The 17009-nt window shown below is 61.4% G+C and carries 15 protein-coding genes; 4 read left to right on the forward strand and 11 right to left on the reverse strand.

Annotation, left to right across the window (positions count from 1 at the left end; all coding sequences use genetic code 11):
• Positions 1 to 51: 51 nt before the first annotated feature.
• Positions 52 to 1932 carry a potassium transporter Kup gene (locus KVP70_RS06790; RefSeq protein ID WP_217941397.1) on the reverse strand — a complete coding sequence of 627 codons (1881 nt, stop codon included), beginning with the start codon at positions 1930 to 1932 and terminating at the stop codon, positions 52 to 54.
• A gap of 202 nt (positions 1933 to 2134) precedes the next feature.
• Here KVP70_RS06790 and rarD point away from each other — a divergent pair, with 202 nt between their 5' ends.
• Both rarD and ettA read left to right on the forward strand, forming a co-directional pair.
• Positions 2135 to 3010 (forward strand): EamA family transporter RarD, encoded by an 876-nt coding sequence (gene rarD / locus KVP70_RS06795; protein WP_217941398.1) that lies wholly within the window; start codon positions 2135 to 2137, stop codon positions 3008 to 3010.
• Positions 3011 to 3092: 82 nt separating this feature from the next.
• Positions 3093 to 4760 carry an energy-dependent translational throttle protein EttA gene (ettA, locus tag KVP70_RS06800; RefSeq protein ID WP_217941399.1) on the forward strand — a complete coding sequence of 556 codons (1668 nt, stop codon included), beginning with the start codon at positions 3093 to 3095 and terminating at the stop codon, positions 4758 to 4760.
• A gap of 53 nt (positions 4761 to 4813) precedes the next feature.
• Here the strand turns inward: ettA and KVP70_RS06805 are convergent, their stop codons facing one another.
• Together KVP70_RS06805 and KVP70_RS06810 are read right to left on the reverse strand one after the other, a co-directional pair.
• On the reverse strand, positions 4814 to 5401 hold the full coding sequence (locus tag KVP70_RS06805; RefSeq protein ID WP_217941400.1) for an outer membrane beta-barrel protein: 588 nt from the start codon (positions 5399 to 5401) through the stop codon (positions 4814 to 4816).
• Between the two features lie 183 nt (positions 5402 to 5584).
• Positions 5585 to 6190: an alpha-ketoglutarate-dependent dioxygenase AlkB family protein gene (locus KVP70_RS06810; protein ID WP_217941401.1), complete on the reverse strand. Its 606-nt coding sequence runs from the start codon at positions 6188 to 6190 to the stop codon at positions 5585 to 5587.
• Between the two features lie 43 nt (positions 6191 to 6233).
• Between KVP70_RS06810 and KVP70_RS06815 the strand changes: the two genes are divergently transcribed.
• A complete protein-coding gene (locus KVP70_RS06815) occupies positions 6234 to 6824 on the forward strand; it encodes a putative pterin-binding protein (RefSeq protein ID WP_217941402.1) in 591 nt (196 codons plus the stop codon).
• Positions 6825 to 6827: 3 nt separating this feature from the next.
• On the opposite strand, the gene KVP70_RS06820 is transcribed toward KVP70_RS06815, so the two are convergent.
• The 8 genes from KVP70_RS06820 to KVP70_RS06855 form a co-directional block, all read right to left on the reverse strand.
• Positions 6828 to 7190: a hypothetical protein gene (locus tag KVP70_RS06820; protein WP_217941403.1), complete on the reverse strand. Its 363-nt coding sequence runs from the start codon at positions 7188 to 7190 to the stop codon at positions 6828 to 6830.
• 234 nt (positions 7191 to 7424) lie between these two features.
• A complete protein-coding gene (locus KVP70_RS06825) occupies positions 7425 to 8249 on the reverse strand; it encodes a Rossmann-like and DUF2520 domain-containing protein (RefSeq protein ID WP_217941404.1) in 825 nt (274 codons plus the stop codon).
• The gene (locus KVP70_RS06830; RefSeq protein ID WP_229224656.1) at positions 8249 to 8860 is read right to left on the reverse strand and encodes a DUF924 family protein; all 612 of its coding nucleotides are present in this window, start codon (positions 8858 to 8860) and stop codon (positions 8249 to 8251) included. Before KVP70_RS06830 ends, KVP70_RS06825 begins: the two co-directional genes overlap by 1 nt.
• A gap of 15 nt (positions 8861 to 8875) precedes the next feature.
• Complete coding sequence (locus tag KVP70_RS06835; protein WP_217941405.1) at positions 8876 to 9622, reverse strand: MgtC/SapB family protein; 747 nt, start codon at positions 9620 to 9622, stop codon at positions 8876 to 8878.
• A gap of 24 nt (positions 9623 to 9646) precedes the next feature.
• On the reverse strand, positions 9647 to 9904 hold the full coding sequence (locus tag KVP70_RS06840) for a hypothetical protein (protein ID WP_020704035.1): 258 nt from the start codon (positions 9902 to 9904) through the stop codon (positions 9647 to 9649).
• The gene (locus tag KVP70_RS06845) at positions 9901 to 11715 is read right to left on the reverse strand and encodes an aminopeptidase P family protein (RefSeq protein ID WP_217941406.1); all 1815 of its coding nucleotides are present in this window, start codon (positions 11713 to 11715) and stop codon (positions 9901 to 9903) included. Before KVP70_RS06845 ends, KVP70_RS06840 begins: the two co-directional genes overlap by 4 nt.
• Before the next feature lie 462 nt (positions 11716 to 12177).
• Positions 12178 to 13785, reverse strand: a complete 1608-nt coding sequence (locus KVP70_RS06850; protein WP_229224657.1) for a DUF4150 domain-containing protein — start codon at positions 13783 to 13785, stop codon at positions 12178 to 12180.
• Positions 13786 to 14220: 435 nt separating this feature from the next.
• Positions 14221 to 14910, reverse strand: a complete 690-nt coding sequence (locus KVP70_RS06855; protein ID WP_217941407.1) for a Crp/Fnr family transcriptional regulator — start codon at positions 14908 to 14910, stop codon at positions 14221 to 14223.
• A 139-nt stretch (positions 14911 to 15049) separates the two neighbouring features.
• Between KVP70_RS06855 and KVP70_RS06860 the strand changes: the two genes are divergently transcribed.
• Positions 15050 to 16996, forward strand: coding sequence for an AMP-binding protein (locus KVP70_RS06860; protein ID WP_229224687.1), 1947 nt, complete (start codon positions 15050 to 15052; stop codon positions 16994 to 16996).
• Positions 16997 to 17009: the final 13 nt, after the last annotated feature.

The raw sequence follows: 17009 nt of genomic DNA on the forward strand, positions 1-17009 counted from the left end.
TTCCGCTCCGGGCGCTACATTCGGTTACATCTTTTAGCGCCGTGTGTGTGCTTAAATTTCCACTTGCGTGCCAAGTTCGATCACGCGGTTGGTGGGAATCTGGTAGTAGTCGGCGGCGCCGCGGGCGTTGCGCGACATCGTCACGAACAGGTGTTCGCGCCAGGTCGACATGCCGGCGCCAGGGGTCGAGATCACCGTCTGGCGGGCGATGAAGAACGAGGTCTCCATCATCTCGAACGGCAGGCCGAGGCAATCGCACTGGGCCAGCGCCTTCGGAATATCCGGTTCGTCCTTGAAGCCGTAGTGGACATTCACCTGGTAGCACTGGTGGCCCAGGTCCGTGACCTTGACCTGCTCGGCCACCGGCACGAACGGCTCTTCCACCACGTGCACCGTGAAGAACACCACGCGCTCGTGCAGCACCTTGTTGTGCGACAGGTTGTGCAGCAGCGCGTGCGGCACGCCGTCGCTCTCGCCGCGCAGGAAGATGGCGGTGCCATAGACCCGCGTCGGCGGCGCCACGAACAGCGAGGCCAGGAAGTCTTCCAGCGGGATCGCGTGCTTCTGCAAGTTCTGGAACACCAGCTCGCGGCCGCGCTTCCAGGTCAGCATCACCGTGAACAGGATGATGGCCAGCAGCAGCGGGAACCAGCCGCCGTGGAACAGCTTGAGCGAGCTGGCAGAGAACAGCAGCAGGTCGATCACGATGAAGAAGCCGGTGGAGGCAATGCACATCCACAGCGGCAGGTTCCAGCGGAAGCGGATCACGAAGAAGGTCAGGAAGGTGGTCGCCAGCATGGTCGCCGTGACCGCGATGCCGTAGGCGCCGGCCAGTTTCTCCGACGAGCCGAAACCGACCACCGCCATCAGCACCACCGACAGTTGCAGCCAGTTGACGATCGGGATGTAGATCTGGCCGATCTCGGTGGCCGAGGTGTGCAGCACGCGCATGCGCGGCAGCAGGCCCAGGGCGATGGCCTGCTTGGTCATCGAGAAGGTGCCGGAGATGGTGGCCTGCGAGGCGATCACCGTCGCCACCGTCGACAGCGCCACCAGCGGGTAGACGCTCCAGGCGCCGAGCTGCTGGAAGAAGGGATTGGCGATTGCTTCGGGATGAGTCAACAGCAGCGCGCCCTGGCCCAGGTAGTTCACCGCCAGCGACGGGAACACGATCATGAACCAGGCGAAGCGGATCGGCCGCGCGCCGAAGTGGCCCATGTCGGCATACAGGGCCTCGGCGCCGGTGAAGGCCAGCACCACGGCGCCCAACGCGACGAAGGCGATCATGCGGTTTTCAAACATGAAGCGCAGCGCGTGCAGCGGGTTCAGCGCCCACAGGATCTGCGGCGCCTGCACGATGTTGATCAGGCCCATGACCGCCAGCGCGGCAAACCAGACCAGCATCACCGGGCCGAACCAGCGGCCGATGCCGGCCGTGCCGTGGCGCTGCACCGCGTACAGCGAGACCAGGACGATGATGGTCAGCGGCACGATGTACTGTTCCAGCCCCGGCGTGGCCACTTCCAGACCCTCGATCGCGCTCAGCACCGAGATGGCCGGCGTGATCACGCTGTCGCCGTAGAACATGGTGGCGCCGATCACGCCCAGCAGCATCAATGGATAGTGCCAACGCGGCGCTTTCTTGGTGACCGAGTTCAGGGCCAGCGCCATCAGCGCCATGATGCCGCCCTCGCCGCGGTTGTCCGCGCGCAGCACCAGGCTGACGTATTTGAGCGAGACGATGGTCGTCAGGCCCCAGAAGATCAGCGAAATGATGCCCAGCAGGTTACCCTCGTTCAGGACCAGGCCGTGCTCGGGATCGAAGATGGTTTTGAGGGTGTAGAGGGGACTGGTACCAATATCGCCGTAGACGATGCCTACCGCAGCCAGCGTCAGGGCGACGAGGCTGCTTTTCTTATGTTGCTCGGTCAAGATTGCACCTGTTGTTGTTTTGGTGCATTGCACAATAGGATAAGTATTTGCAAAAGGCAAGGAGATTTTCGCATGGAAGGGTGTTCCAAAAATTCAATATCGCCAGTGTACGCTGGTGCGGGCCGAAGCGCGAGGCCGGCAGCGGCCGTGCGCCATATCGGCGATAATGCCAGACCTTGCCTTCGACCCGCCGCCCCTCTTCATGAACATAGGTATTGTTTACGCCACATGCGCGTTCTTTTGCTGGGGCTTGTTCCCGTTGTATTTCCACGCCATCGGCGAAGTGCCGGCGATGGAAATCCTGGCGCACCGCATGCTGTGGTCGCTGTTGTTCCTGGGCCTGGTGCTGACCGCGCGCCAGCAATGGAAGTGGCTGCCCAAGGTGCTGCGCAATCCGCGCGTGCTGGCCAGCTTTGTCGCCTCGGCGCTGCTGCTGACGGCCAACTGGTTCGTCTACATCTGGTCGGTCAACAACGGCCATGTCATCGATTCCAGCCTGGGCTACTTCATCAATCCGCTGGTCAATGTGCTGCTGGGACTGCTGGTGCTGAAGGAAAAACTGCGGCGCGGCCAGTGGATCGCCATCGGCGTGGCCACCAGCGGCGTGCTGTGGCTGACCTGGTCGGCCGGCCAGGTGCCGTGGATCGCCCTGATTTTAGGCTTCACTTTCGGCGGCTACGGCCTGCTGCGCAAGACCGCCGCGCTGGCGGCGCTGGAGGGCCTGTCGCTGGAAACCATGCTGCTCTTCCCGCTGGCGCTGGTGTATGTGGTGTGGCTGACCTGGCACGGCCACAACACCTTCATCAACACCCCGTACGACAGCACCCGCTGGCTGCTGGCGGCGGCCGGGCCGATCACCGCGATACCGCTGGTGATGTTCGCGGCCGGCGCGCGCAAGATCCCGATGTCGGTGCTGGGCCTGCTGCAATACCTGTCGCCGACCATGCAGGCGCTGCTGGGCGTGTGGGTGTTTAATGAAAGTTTCCCGCCGGCGCGGCTGGTCGGCTTCGCCATCATCTGGAGCGCGCTGGCGCTGTATGTGGCCGAGGGGCTGTGGGCCGGCCAGCGCGCTAAATAGTGGGCGGACGGCGGGATTTATCGTATCCTGTCGTCCTTCCTTGCGTTTCTACGCAATTAAAAAATTCTTACTGAGATTCTCAATGGCAAATTACGTCTACACCATGAACAAGGTGGGCAAAATCGTCCCGCCCAAGCGTCAGATTCTGAAGGATATTTCGCTGTCCTTCTTCCCGGGCGCAAAAATCGGCGTGCTGGGCCTGAACGGCTCCGGTAAGTCGACCTTGCTGAAAATTATGGCAGGCATCGACACCGACATCCAGGGCGAAGCCGTGCCGATGCCGGGCCTGAACATCGGCTACCTGCCGCAGGAACCGCAGCTCGATCCCGAAAAAACCGTGCGCGAGGAAGTCGAATCGGGCCTGGGCGAAGTGTTTGAAGCGCAAGCCAAGCTGGAAGCCGTGTACGCCGCCTACGCCGAGGAAGACGCCGACTTCGACGCCCTCGCCACCGAGCAGGCGCGTCTGGAAGCGATCATCTCGACCTCCGACGGCGGCAACCTGAACCTGCAATTGGAAATGGCGGCCGACGCGCTGCGCCTGCCGCCTTGGGAAGCCAAGATCGGCGTGCTGTCCGGCGGTGAAAAGCGCCGCGTGGCGCTGTGCAAGCTGCTGCTGTCCAAGCCGGACATGCTGCTGCTCGACGAGCCGACCAACCACCTGGACGCCGAGTCCGTCGAATGGCTCGAACAGTTCCTGCTGCGTTTCCCGGGCACCGTGGTCGGCATCACCCACGATCGCTACTTCCTCGACAACGCCGCCGAATGGATTCTGGAGCTGGACCGCGGCCATGGCATTCCATGGAAGGGCAACTACTCGTCGTGGCTGGACCAAAAGTCCAACCGCCTGAAGCAGGAAGAGTCGACCGAATCCGCGCGCCAGAAGGCGCTGCAGAAGGAATTGGAATGGTCGCGCCAGAATCCCAAGGCGCGCCAGGCCAAGTCCAAGGCCCGCCTGGCCCGCTTCAACGAGCTGAGCGAGTACGAATACCAGAAACGCAACGAGACCCAGGAGATCTTCATCCCTGTGGCCGAGCGTCTGGGCAATGAAGTGATCGAGTTCAAGAACGTGTCGAAAGCGTTTGGCGACCGCCTGCTGATCGACAATGTGTCGTTCACCATTCCGCCGGGCGCCATCGTCGGCATCATCGGCCCGAACGGCGCCGGCAAGTCGACCCTGTTCAAGATGATCGCCGGCCTCGACCAGCCGGACAGCGGCGAAGTGGTGATCGGCCAGACCGCCCGCATCTCGCTGGTGGACCAGAGCCGCGATACGCTGAGCGACAGCAAGAGCGTGTTCGAGGACGTGTCCGGCGGCGCCGACATGCTCAGCGTCGGCCGTTTCGACATGCCGTCGCGCGCCTACCTGGGCCGCTTCAACTTCAAGGGTTCGGACCAGCAGAAGATCGTCGGCAACCTGTCCGGTGGTGAACGCGGCCGCCTGCACCTGGCCAAGACGCTGCTCAAGGGCGGCAACGTGCTGCTGCTCGATGAACCGTCGAACGATCTGGACGTGGAAACCCTGCGCGCGCTGGAAGATGCGCTGCTGGAGTTCGCCGGTTCCGTGCTGGTGATCTCCCACGATCGCTGGTTCCTGGACCGTATCGCCACCCACATCCTGGCGTTCGAAGGCAACTCGCAGGTCACTTTCTTCGACGGTAACTATCAGGAATACGAAGCCGACAAGAAGAAACGTTTGGGCGAGGAAGGTGCGAAACCAAAACGCATACGCTACAAGCCACTGACCGTGTAAACGACGAAGGCCACCTTGATGAGGTGGCCTTTTTTCATGGTGGTGAACCGAACTTAGAAGTTGTAGCGCACGCCGGCGGTGATGGCGCTGTTTTTGCGGCCCAGGTCGACGTTGTTCTTGCCGTAGTTTTCATACTCCAGCGAGACCTTCACGTTCTTGTTGATCGCGTACTCGGCGCCAACCGACCCATACAACGCGCTCTTGTTGGAGTCGCCGGAGACGGAAGCGATGCCGGTGGTGGTAACGTCGTTATGGTTGCGCGCCACGCCCAGCTTGCCGAACAGGGCGACCTGGTCATTCACCGTGTAAGTGCCCTTGCCTGCAACATAGAACGAGTTGGCCTTGGTCTGCACGTGGCCGGCTGCGCCGCCCGTCGTGTAGTCATAACCTTTCTTGCCGAAGTCGGTATAACCGCCCTCGACCGCCCAGGTCTTGTCGATGTTGTAGCCGGCGAAGATCTTGCCGGTCGCCTGGTCGCCGCTACGGTCGGAAACGCTGGTTGCGCCCGGCACGTCGAACTTGTAGTGGCTGCCCACGACACCGGCGCCGATGTAGGCGGTGCCCGCGTCATCGGCGGCGTAAGCGGAGGTGCCAGCCAGAGCGGCAGCGGAAGCAACTAATGCGAACAGAATTTTTTTCATGGTCTTGGATCTTTCAGCAAAATGAGTGTTGGACTTGCTTGGGATCGCAGTTCTCTGAATTGCGATGGAGCCAAGATAGCACTCACGCCAACACCTGTCCGCACCGATTTAGTAAGAAGTGTGACAGGATGTAAGCCAAATAAAGACCGGAACAAATCGACTTCCACCAAACTTAAGAGACACTTAAGGTTCTCGCAGAATTTGGCGGAAAGTCAGGTTGATGCGCGGCCCGCGGGCGCCGCGTTCCTTGTTGATGCCGTGCAGCCAGTGCAGCTGAAGGCTGCCCGCCATCAGCAGCAGGCAGCCGTCGCCCAGCGCCAGCTTGATGGTTTTCGGCAGGCGCCGGTGCTTGAGGATGAAGGTGCGCGGCGCGCCAAAGCTGACCGAGGCGATGGCCGGCTGCGGCCCCAGCTCGCGCTCGTCGTCGGCGTGGAAGCCCATGCTGTCGCGTTCGTCGCGATAGTAGTTCAGCAGCACGCTGTTGAACTGGCGGCCGGTGGCCCGCTCGACTGCCTGTTTGATGTGCAGCTGCAAGGGCGTGAACGGCAGCGGATGGAAGGTCTTGCCGGAATAGCGGTAGCTGGCCTCGCCATGCCAGGCCGTCAGTCGCGGTTGCATATGCAATTTACCCCAGACCTGGACTTGTTCCGCGCGCCAGTCGGTTTCGTCGAGCAGGCGCTGCATGGCCTCAGGCGGCGCCAGGTCCAGCGCCAGCCGCTGCTGGAACCACAGTTCGCCATCCTCGATCGGGATGGGCATCAAGGCGCTGTCGTCGGCAAATAAGTCCATGCGCGTTATGATACCGGCACTACGTCAGACAGGAGAACCTCGTATGCAAAAACGCCAGTTTCTGGGCCGCGCCGCGTTGGCCGGCATGGCCGCCGCCACCCTGCCCGCCTCGCAGGCCGTCGCCGCCGCCAACAATGCCGGACCGGCGCTGTTGACCGTGACCGGCGCCGTCGGCAAGGTCAACCGCGGCCGCTTCGATCCGGTGCGCGACCAGATGATGCACAAGCAAAAACTCAGCTTCGACAAGGCGCACGCCTTCGACTTCGCCGCGCTGGCCGCGCTGCCGGCCATCACCATCGAGCCGACGCTGGAATACGACGGCAAGCCGCACACGCTGCGCGGCCCGCTGCTGCTGGACGTGATGAAGGCGGCCGGCGCATCGCTGGGCGAAGGCGGCAAGCTGGTGTTGCGTGCGGTGGATGGTTATGCGGCCACGGTCAGCGTGGCGCAGGCGCGCGCGCAGCGCACCATCGTTGCCACCCATCTGGATGGCGCGGCGATGGCGCTGGGCGGATTGGGTCCGCTATGGGCGATCTACGATGCCGACAAGGTCCCCGAGATGGCCGCCAAACCGCTCGCAGAACGGTTCGCTTCCTGCCCGTGGGCCCTGTATCACATCGAGGTGCAGATTTAGGCCTTAGGCGTAGGCTTCGGCCAGAGTCATCACTCGCGGAGCGATGGTGATGCCGATGCCGGAAAACAGCGCGGTGATGGCGGCCATATTGACTTCCATCTCTTCGGCTTTCCAGCCCTGGAACAAATCAGTGCCGTCTTTTTGGAAGTGCAGGTCCAGCACCTTGCCGCGGTCCTTGTGGGTGTAGCCACCGCTGTAGGTGTTCTTGAAACCCATCGCCGCCAACGCCGCCAGCACTTCGGCCGGAGGATTGTCCGGATCGGTGGCCATGAACACACCAAAAGTCTTGCCGGGCGGTTTGGCGGCGATATCTACGTCGTAAATCCCTGGCGCTTTCGTGACGGTCGTACTCTTCAGAAATAACATGTTCTACCCCTATCCTATTGGTGCGCCGGCTTCGTGCTTGATTCTTCAAGAAAACATTCCAAGAAACAAGCTTATTGCTAATTCCGAGGTTTGTCGACTAATCCCGCCACTTATTTGTGAATTCGTACCAATAAAACTGCAACGCTCACTCTCGGGAAAAGCATACACCTACTTAAAATATAGTTGTTAAGTAGTAATTTGCAAGGAGATAAGAGGCGTAACCGTCGCTGCGGGCTAGTTCTGGCGTTTTCTGCGCGCCAGATCGGCCGTGGGCGCCACCAGCGCCCGGTAAAGTTCGCCGGTTGCTCTATCCCACTGATCGACCGCCCGTTGTTGGCGATCCACAGTATCCATGTCGCCGCGCGCGATCGGGCCGCTGAGGGCGGCGGCGGCGCCGAGCCGGAAAACATTCGCCATCGACTCGGTGGCCAGCGGCTGCGCCATCTGGCGCGCCACCGCTTCCGGAATGCCGGCCGCCATGTAGGCGCGCAAGGCGGCGTCCAGCACGGTGACCAGGTAGTTGCTGGCGAAGACGGCGGCGGCGTGATACACGGTCTTGGCCGAGGCGTCGATCGCCACCGGCTGCGCGCCGATCGCCTGCAAGGCCGGCGTCAGCACGGCCAGCGCGGCGGCGTCGCCCTCGATGCCGCAGAAGGTGCCTGAAAATTGAGCAGCCACCGCCGCCGGATCAGCGAAGCTGCGGATCGGATGGACGCTGGCGACCAGCCCGCCCGCATCGCGCGCGGCCTGCAACTGGCCGGACGCCAGCGCGCCGCTGCAATGGAACACGATGCTGCCTTGCAGCGGCGTCGCCTGCGCCAGCGCGGCGCAGGCGCAGGCGATCTGGTCGTCGCCGACGGCCAGCACATGGATGTCGGCCGGCTGCAATTGGTCGTAGCGCTCCACCGGCGCGCCGCTGCCGATGAAGTCCACGGCGGCCCGCGCCGAGGCGGCGGAACGCGTCAGCACCTGCTGCACCTGGAAGCCACCCTGTGTCGCCAGCAAACGTCCCAGCACGCGGCCGACATGGCCGGCGCCGATCAGGTTGAGGGTCGCCATCAGAAACCGGAGCCAGGTTGCTGCAAGAACGCCTGTTCTTCCGGCGTCGACGCGCGACCCAGGATGGCGTTACGGTGCGGGAAGCGGCCAAAGCGGCGTATCACCTCGCGGTGGCGCTCGGCGAAATCGAGCATGCCGGCGATGGCCTGGCTGGTGGCCGGCGATGTCGTGCCGCGCCCGGCGTCGGCCATGCGGGTGTACAGGGCCACGGCCTGCTCCTGCATCGCCATGTCCTCGGCGTGCTCGAACGGCAGGTAAACAAAGGCGCGCTGCAAGGGCGGCAGCGCCAGGTCCTGCTGCGCCTCGACCATCTTCAGCGCCGCCTGCAAGGCTTGCGGGTCGCCGACGAAGGCCAGCGGTGTGCCGCGGTGGACGTTGCGGCAAAACTGGTCCAGCACCAGGATGCGCGCCAGCGCGGACTGCGGGCCTTCCGCATCCCACGCGTGCAGGCCGCCGGCCTGCGCCTGCTCGATCAGCGTGCCGAAACGGCTGGCGACCTCGCGGTCGAAATCGTCGTTCTTCTGGAACCACTCGCGGCGCGTGGCGTCGGCGGCCTGCCCTGGGGCGGGCTGGAACCAGAAATCGAATACTGCCCTGGCTTGTTCGTTCATGCTTATGTTCGTGTTTTAGTTACGTGCGTGGGACAGCTGGAAGCTGTGGATGCCGTCGAATTGCGCCAGCTCGGCCGACAGCACCGACATCGGCGCGCCGCTACGCTTGCTCAGCGCGATGGCGACGAAACGCCATTCCTGCATGCCGCCGTCGCTGCCTATCATCAGCGAGCCGCCCGCGATTTCATAGCCGCGTTGCAGCGCCATCGCGCGCAGCGCCGGCTCTTGCGGCAGGTATCCGGCCTTGAAGCGCATGGTGATCGCAATCGCGTGCCGCGACGGCAGCCTGGCTTCCAGCTTACTCAAAAAGATCATCGAGCCGGCGCTCAACACCGCCAGCCCCATCGCGCCCAGGTAGAAGCCGATGCCGACCATCACGCCGATCACCGACGAGGCCCAGATCGAGGCCGCCGTCGTCAGGCCGCTGATATTGAAGCCTTCGCGCATGATGACGCCGGCGCCGAGGAAGCCGATGCCGGTGACGATGCCCTGCACGATGCGGGTCGGGTCGGAGGTCAGGATGGTGTGGCCGGCATGGCCGCCGAACCACTCGCCGGGATAGCCGCCGATCACCGTCAGCGCGGCGGACGCCATGCATACCAGCCCGTAGGTGCGCATGCCTGCCGCCCGCCCGTGATACGAGCGCTCGTAGCCGACCATCAGGCCCAGCAGCAGCGCGCCGACCAGATTCAACAGAATGACGCCATTGATGGCGATTTCATGGACTGACCAATAAGCAAACAGGAACTCGATCGATGGCATGCGTGGTCTCTTTCAGTGGTGGCGCTACGGCGTTTTTTTCACGAGCTGTTTTTCGAACGCGACATCGAGCTTGCTCACGCGCCGGGGCGGCCCCGGCGAAATGCCGTTGACGAAGGCGACGAAGTCGTCGAGCTCCAGCGGCGCGCACAGCGGCGGCTGGCCGGCGCCTTCGGTCAGGAAGAAGTGGCCGCTGCCGGTGCGCGACATCGAATACTTGGCGTTTCCACTACGAACCTTGAGACGGTCGACGGCCGTCGTGGCCCGGGTTGCGCGGCCGCTCATAGCGCCTCCGTGCGGGTTTGCAGCCAGGCCAGCGCGGCGCCGGACAGCAGCGGGCGCAATCGCTGGCGCACCGTGGCGTGATAGTCGTTCAGCCAACGTTTCTCGTCGTCGCGCAGCAGCGAGGACTCGATGCAGCGGGTGTCGATCGGGCACAGCGTCAGCGTCTCGAAATCGAGGAACTCGCCGAATTCGGTCTGTCCCGCGGGACGGTTCAGCACCAGGTTTTCAATCCGGATGCCCCACTTGCCGGGCCGGTACAGGCCCGGTTCTATCGATGTAATCATGCCTGGTTCCATGGCGGTGTGCGGCTCGGGCATCGCCGATTGCGAAATCGACTGCGGGCCTTCGTGCACGTTGAGGAAGTAGCCGACGCCGTGGCCGGTGCCGTGGCCGAAGTCCAGGCCCTCGGCCCACAGCGGCGCGCGGGCGATGGCGTCGAGCATCGGCGATTTGGTGCCGCGCGGGAAGCGCGCCGAGGACAGGGCGATCACGCCCTTGAGCACCAGCGTGAAATCGCGTCGGTGCTCGGCCGTGAGGGCGCCCACGCCGACCACGCGGGTGATGTCGGTGGTGCCGCCTAAATACTGGCCGCCGGAGTCGATCAACAACAGGCCGTCGCCTTCGATGACGGAGTGCTGGGCTTCGGTGGCGCGGTAATGCATGATCGCGCCGTTGGAGCGGAAGCCGGCGATGGTGGAGAAGCTGGGGCTGACGAAGCCCGGCCGGCGTGCGCGCGCGGCCGTGATTTCACGGTCGATCGCCAGTTCGGTCAGCGCTGGGCGCTGCGGATCGGCCAGCGTTTGCTCCAGCCAGGTGAAGAATTCGCACAGGGCGGCGCCGTCCTGCTCCATGGTGGCGCGCACGTGTGCCGCATCGCCGTCGCTTTTCTTCGATTTGGCGAAGGTGGTCGGGTTGATCGCCTCGATCACCCGGACCGTGGCCGGGATCCACTGGCGCGTGCCGTAGGTCAGGCGGCGCGGATCGATCAGCAAGGTGCTGTCGGCAGGCAGCGCGGCCAGCGCGGCGGCGGCCGATTGATAGGGAGCGACATCGACGCCGTCCTCCGCCAAGGTGGCGCTCAGCGCCGGCGAAACCTTGCCGTCGGCGACGAACAAGGTGGCGCGGTCCGGGCCGATCAGCGCGTGCGACAGGAAGATCGGGTTGTAATTGACGTCGGCGCCGCGCAGGTTGAACAGGTAGGCGATATCGTCCAGCGTCGAGATCAGGTGGCGTTGCGCGCCCAGCTGCCGCATCGTCTTGCGTAAATTGACAAGTTTTTCGGCGCGGGTTTGGGACGCGAACGGTGGAAGATGCTCGTACACCGGCGCCGCCGGCAGCGCGGGCCGGTCGGCCCAAACTTGATCCAACAGATCGAAATCGGAGCGCAGCGTGACGTTCTTCGCGCGCAGCGCCGTTTCCAGCAGGCGGGCGATGGACAGGCCAAGTACCGCGCCGTCGACCGCCGCCGTCTGGCCGGACTTCATGGTCGCGGCCAGCCAGTCGACATATTGCACGCTGGCGCCGGAGGTTAGTTTCATCAGCGCAATACCAGTACCGGCCAATTGCTGCTCGGCCTGGGTCCAATAACGGGCGTCGGTCCAGATGCCGGCAAACTCCGGCGTGATAATAAAGGTGCCGACCGAGCCAGTAAAACCCGACAACCATTCACGGCCCTGCCAGCGTGCCGGCAGATATTCGGACAAATGAGGATCGGCGGAAGGCACGATCAGGGCGTCGATCTGTTGTTGGCGCATCGCAGCGCGCAACAACGCCAGGCGCTCGACAACGTGAGAGGTTTCTGGAATATGCATGGGATAAGTCGATTTCCGGTGCGCCGCCAATGCGGCATCGCTTGTCGCCATGATACCGCGATTGCCTGGGGCACAGGCCTTGAACTTTAAATGGCACGGCGCTTGGCGGTGGGCTTAGGAAGTTCGCCGGAGAGTTGGCTTACGATGCAGGAAATACATGATCGCTGGCTAGAAAGACGCAGCAGTACCCTTCAAGATACTTCAACTACGTAGCCACTCAGTCTGTCACCCGCTCCCACACGCCGGTAAATGGTGGGTCGGGATCTACCAGTCGCCAGACTTGATGACATAACGCACAGCTGTACCATTTCTCTTTGCTGCCGACCGTATCGTACGGCGTTAATACTGGCGTTTGCTGAAAATTTGAATTTTGTGCAATCCAAGTCGTCAAAGTTATATATTCAGAGGGCGAACGAAATCCTCCAGAGAATCTATTTGCGTCACATGTGCAGTCTTTGGTAATCATTTTAACTTTCCTCCATCAATCTTCAGAGATAAATCGGGGCCGCCTTTGATCAAAAGTTGGCTTCCGCCGCCAACCCAGACCCCGCGTTGGCCTCCCACCTCGCCAACCGAAATAGCAGTACCTGCGGGCAGTTTTATCGCAGTCCAGTCGGTCGCTTGGCTGCAAATACTTGAGCTGAAGGGAGGTTTTCCACCTCCCCATTCAGGAAGCAACGCGGAATCAATACGAGTCTGAAGCGACCCAATGGGCTTCTCGAGAGACCAATATCCGCCATCCTCTGCGGCCCAAGTACCAGGACTCCACGCACGGTACACTACAGTATCCTCGCTGAGAACAATATCGGCATACCGACCACCAGAAAAAGTCTCCGCGCGATTAGCTGGCAACGGCCCAGGGTTTAACGCGTCATATTCGCCGACCACGGTCCCTTTGACCGATGCCACAATTTTCTTGTATGACTCACCTGCTGAACGCCGCGCAGCCGCAAACGGCCCTTTGCATCCAACAATCCTGACACCATCGCCTGAATTGGATTTTCCCCCGACAACAGTGCTTCGCATTGCGGGAGTCGTTCTAGGACCAATGCTGATCGGCTGTCGGCTTGGCATAGTTGCAACTGAGAGAGCCAGACCCATTGCGGCAAAGCCGACCTGATTGGCCGCCGCTATTTTCTCTTCGCTTTGGCCGGCAAGGCGAGCTGCTACACCTGGCCCGCCGAAGATCCCTAGCAGCGCAGTTTCCAGATTATTCGTTGTTCGCAACTGCTTCGCTGAGTCCATAGCAGGGTCCCAAGGCACTAACTGAGGTCCTTTCGGCCAACTCCGCATAGATCGTTTCAAACGCTCCATTCCGCTGGTACCACTCAGCGTTTCTCGCTGCATTTGCGCTGCCAGTTTTTCGGATAAGGATTGCGGCACTGGCAATCCGAGCGGATTGTCAGCATCCCAAGCAGGTGGGTTGACCAAGGAATTGGGCAAGGTCTTGCGCACAATCGGTGGATCGGATGTCTGAACAGCAGTCTTCGGCGGGGCTACGCTCGGCGAACATGTGGTGACATAAACTCCAGGATTGTTTCCACCATTCATGGTGCAGGGATCGCCTTCGCGCAAAACCTGCTTGCTTTCGATGCGTACCGTGCGGCTTCCTTTGATGGGTTTGACTTCGCCGCTAACCGTGCCGGATTTGATCCCTTTGCCGGTTCCCGGTTCGTCGCCGGTGCAGCGGGGCTGTGTGGTGATGTCGAGCAGGTAGGCCGGACATCCGTTGAAATTGACAGTGCGCGCCGTGTTGGCACTATTACTCAGGTCCTGCACGGTTGGATAAGGTATCGGTACCATAGTGGGTCCGATGGGTGTTCTATTAATCGAGGGGGCCGTGCTGATGGCCTTAAAGCCATCATGCTTGCGGGCCCCGATCTTATTATTGCCATTGGGCGCCGCTTTTTCTTGGACCGGCTTTCGTTCCTCCATCGCCTTTTCAAGAGTGGCAATATTTGCCTGGAGTTCTCGAATCCTCTTTTGGTGATCTTTTTCCTCGAGCACGGACGCAATTCGCGCAACTTCGCTGTCACCGTATGGATCGGACAAATTGAGCCGGTCGCTCATGATTGAATCACCGATTCTTTGACAATTAGCAAAAGAATCGCTTGCATGATCTCATTATGCAATTCAAGTTTATTCATTTTCTAGCCCCAGCAGCCATGACAGCCATGACAGAATATGTTGGCAGCAATAGGGAAGAGTGAATTTGATTAAAAACAAGCTATGGAAAATCCAAAGAGGTTTCCGGAAGCTTGAATTTACTGGTTGAACACCAGGATCATTTTAGAGCTGCTATTGATGGAAATAAGTACAGGACTATCATCACGAATAACCCGTTCCCGCTTATTTTCTGTCTACTCAAATCCCATGAAATACCACATTCCCAATCAATCGCCACCAATGATAAGTGCCAGAATTTGGCGCAAACACACCAAAAACTAGCATGATTTGAGGGCAAGACTTCCCCGCTCGGGAATTCATAGTTCGGGGAGCTGACGCTCAGGCCTCGTAGCGGCGCAGGCCTTCGAGATCGAGTATGCGGATGCCGCCGTAATCAAGACTTAACAAGCCTTGTTTCTCCAGCAGCTGTAATGCCTGATTGGCGCGCTGGCGCGAGGCGCCGGATAGCAGGCCTAATTCCTCCTGCGATATCTGGACCAGTTTCTCCAATCCCGGATAAAGATGGGAATTGAACATGGAAACCAGGCAGCGCGCCACACGCGTATCGGGATTTAATAAGCGGTCATTTTCCACCATGCCGATAAACTGCCCCAGCCGCTCATTCAATTGCATCAATAAAAACCTTGTGAATGGCAAACTGGTATCGAGCAACCAGTGAAAAGTAGACATCGGCATGCGGGCGATACGGCTATCGCGCAATGCCATCGCGTCATATTTCAGTATCTCCCGCTTTAATACCGAACCCTCGCCAAACCAGCCGCCGGGTGGCACGCCGGTAAATGACACGCTTTTACCGGCCGCCGAGAAATTCGTCATCTTGACCATGCCTTCCATAATCCCCAGCCAATGCTCGACCATTTCACCCTTGCGGCAAACATAACCGCCCTTTGGAACAAAAGTTTCAAAGGTCTCGGACTCCACACGCGCCATTTGTTCAGGCGTCAGACCCTGGGCCCAGATCGCCGTGCGCAGTGATTCCTTAAGAGTAATCTGATGTCGATTAGGCATTATTGCAACGCAATATGGAAAGTTCGGTCAAATGTCGCCGAAAAGACAACCTGCTTGTCGGCGGCAGGCTAATATCATCACATAAAAAGGCTGCCGTATCAGAAGTTTAACAAGTACGAGCAAACAGCAACAGGAGACACTGGTGCATACACAGAACGAGACGTTCCCGCGCTGGCTGCTGACCCACGGTCAGCTCCGCCCAGGAAAACCCGCATTCCGCGAAAAATACCTGGGCATCTGGCAAACTTGGACCTGGGCCCAGGTTAACGACGAGGTCCGGGCGCTGGCCTGCGGCCTGGCCGCCATCGGCTTCCAGCGCGGCATGAACCTGGCCATCATCGGCGACAACCGCCCCCGCCTCTACTGGTCGATGCTGGCCGCGCAATGCCTGGGCGGCGTGCCGGTGCCGCTGTACCAGGACGCCCCGGCCGCCGACATGGCCTACGTGCTGGAAAACGCCGAAATCCGCTACGCCATCGTCGAAGACCAGGAACAGGTCGACAAGTTGACGGAATTACAAAGCCTGTACCCGCACATCGAACACGTGGCCTACGACGACGAGCGCGGCATGCGCCACTACCGCCAGCAAGGCCTGCTCTCCTTCGCCCGCCTGCAGGAACTGGGGCGGGACTGGGACAAGGCCAATCCCGGCATGTTCGACGCCGCCGTCAAAGCCGGCAAGGGCAGCGACAACGCCATCATCCTGTACACCTCCGGCACCACCGGCAAGCCGAAAGGCGTGTGCCAGACCCACAGCGCGCTGATCGCGGCCGGCACCGGCGGCGTCGGTTTCGAGCACCTGACCGACGAGGAAGACATCCTGTCCTACCTGCCGATGGCCTGGGTGGGCGATTGCCTGTTCTCGTTCGCGCAGGCGATGACGGCCGGCTTCACCGTCAACTGCCCCGAATCCGGCGACACCGTCATGACCGACATGCGCGAAATCGGCCCGACTTATTACTTCGCCCCGCCGCGCGTGTTCGAGAACATGCTGACGACCGTGATGATACGGATGGAGGACGCCGGCGCCATCAAGCGCCGCATGTTCCATCACTTCATGGCGGTGGCGCGCCGCAGCGGCGCCGCCATCCTGGACGGCAAACCGGTGCCGCTGTCGGACCGCCTGGCCTACGCGGTCGGCCAGGTGCTGGTCTACGGCCCGCTGAAAAACGTGCTCGGACTGTCGCGCGTGCGGGTCGCCTACACGGCCGGCGCCGCGATCGGGCCGGACCTGTTCCGCTTCTACCGCTCCATCGGCGTCAACCTGAAGCAGTTCTACGGCTCCACCGAAACCTGCGCTTATATATGTCTGCAGCCGGACGGCCAGATCAAGTTCGACAGCGTCGGCCTGCCGGCGCCCGGGGTCGAGGTCAAATTGGCCGACAACGGCGAGGTCTTGGTCAGGTCGCCAACATTGATGGACTGTTACTACAAGCGCCCCGACGCCACCAGCGAAGCGATCGACGCCGATGGCTACTTCCACACCGGCGACGCCGGCCTGTTCGACCACGAAGGCCACCTGAAGATCATCGACCGCGCGGCGGACGTGGGCAAGATGAACGGCGGCGCCATCTTCGCGCCCAACTATGTGGAGAACAAGCTCAAGTTCTTCCCCTTCATCAAGGAGGCGGTGGTGTTCGGCGACCGGCGCGACGAGGTCTGCGCCTTCATCAATATCGACATGGAAGCCGTGGGCAACTGGGCCGAACGCCGCAGCATCGCCTATTCCGGCTACACCGACCTGGCCGCGCACCCGCAGGTGTATGGCCTGGTGCGCGACTGCATCGAGCAGGTCAACGCCGACCTGGCGGCCGAGCCGATGATGAGCGACACCCAGATCCACCGCTACCTGGTGCTGCACAAGGAGCTCGACCCCGACGACGATGAGCTGACCCGCACCCGCAAGGTACGCCGCAAGTTCATCGCCGAGAAGTATGCGGTGCTGATCGAGGCGCTCTACAGCGGCAAGCAGTCGCAATACATCGAAACGCAGGTCAAGTTCGAGGATGGACGCAGCGGGCTGGTGGCGGCGGACCTGAAGATCGAGTCCTGCAAGACTTTCCCTGCCATCCAAGCAGCGGCATGACAGAGGAAACGAC

Source organism: Duganella violaceipulchra (genome assembly GCF_019166075.1).
GTDB lineage: Bacteria > Pseudomonadota > Gammaproteobacteria > Burkholderiales > Burkholderiaceae_D > Rugamonas > Rugamonas violaceipulchra.

What these genes read in the sequence shown, in the direction of transcription:
- rarD (WP_217941398.1), top strand. Translation starts at nt 2,135, where the DNA reads ATGAACATAGGTATTGTTTACGCCACATGCGCGTTCTTTTGCTGGGGC.
- ettA (WP_217941399.1), top strand. Translation starts at nt 3,093, where the DNA reads ATGGCAAATTACGTCTACACCATGAACAAGGTGGGCAAAATCGTCCCG.
- KVP70_RS06805 (WP_217941400.1), bottom strand. Translation starts at nt 5,401, where the DNA reads ATGAAAAAAATTCTGTTCGCATTAGTTGCTTCCGCTGCCGCTCTGGCT.
- KVP70_RS06810 (WP_217941401.1), bottom strand. Translation starts at nt 6,190, where the DNA reads ATGGACTTATTTGCCGACGACAGCGCCTTGATGCCCATCCCGATCGAG.
- KVP70_RS06815 (WP_217941402.1), top strand. Translation starts at nt 6,234, where the DNA reads ATGCAAAAACGCCAGTTTCTGGGCCGCGCCGCGTTGGCCGGCATGGCC.
- KVP70_RS06820 (WP_217941403.1), bottom strand. Translation starts at nt 7,190, where the DNA reads ATGTTATTTCTGAAGAGTACGACCGTCACGAAAGCGCCAGGGATTTAC.
- KVP70_RS06825 (WP_217941404.1), bottom strand. Translation starts at nt 8,249, where the DNA reads ATGGCGACCCTCAACCTGATCGGCGCCGGCCATGTCGGCCGCGTGCTG.
- KVP70_RS06830 (WP_229224656.1), bottom strand. Translation starts at nt 8,860, where the DNA reads ATGAACGAACAAGCCAGGGCAGTATTCGATTTCTGGTTCCAGCCCGCC.
- KVP70_RS06835 (WP_217941405.1), bottom strand. Translation starts at nt 9,622, where the DNA reads ATGCCATCGATCGAGTTCCTGTTTGCTTATTGGTCAGTCCATGAAATC.
- KVP70_RS06840 (WP_020704035.1), bottom strand. Translation starts at nt 9,904, where the DNA reads ATGAGCGGCCGCGCAACCCGGGCCACGACGGCCGTCGACCGTCTCAAG.
- KVP70_RS06845 (WP_217941406.1), bottom strand. Translation starts at nt 11,715, where the DNA reads ATGCATATTCCAGAAACCTCTCACGTTGTCGAGCGCCTGGCGTTGTTG.
- KVP70_RS06850 (WP_229224657.1), bottom strand. Translation starts at nt 13,785, where the DNA reads ATGAGCGACCGGCTCAATTTGTCCGATCCATACGGTGACAGCGAAGTT.
- KVP70_RS06855 (WP_217941407.1), bottom strand. Translation starts at nt 14,910, where the DNA reads ATGCCTAATCGACATCAGATTACTCTTAAGGAATCACTGCGCACGGCG.